The 323-nt window shown below is 68.1% G+C and carries 1 protein-coding gene and 1 pseudogene; both read left to right on the forward strand.

From position 1 onward, the window contains the following. Positions 1-148: TraU family protein (locus KVT32_RS29375; protein ID WP_217619350.1), on the forward strand; the 148-nt coding region annotated here is incomplete at its 5' end. A 9-nt stretch (positions 149-157) separates the two neighbouring features. Beyond that, positions 158-323 (forward strand): annotated as a pseudogene (locus tag KVT32_RS29380) (integrating conjugative element protein); the annotation flags it as partial.

Below are 323 nucleotides of genomic sequence, written 5' to 3' on the forward strand. Positions count from 1 at the left end.
GCGCCTGTCCAACACCTGCGTGGTGTTCCCGCACAGCGGCACGCTGACCCAGGCCCAACAAGGCGACTACGCCTGGGCGCTGTGGCGTCCCTATGCGTGCTGCGAACGCCGCGGGCAGGTGTTCCTGGGCAGCGTCGATTTCCTCTGAGGTGCCACGATGAAGCGTCCTGAATCGATGAACCTTTCCGCCAAGGCGTGCCGCCTGCTGCGCCCGAAGGCGCTGGCCGGCCCGCTCGCTCTGGTCTGCGGCCTGGCGTGGGCGCAGGTCGGATACCAGAACAGCGGCCCCGTCCTCGGCGATGACGTCATGTACTCGATCGGCG

Source organism: Achromobacter sp. GbtcB20, from assembly GCF_019091095.1.
GTDB classification, from domain to species: domain Bacteria; phylum Pseudomonadota; class Gammaproteobacteria; order Burkholderiales; family Burkholderiaceae_B; genus Achromobacter; species Achromobacter mucicolens.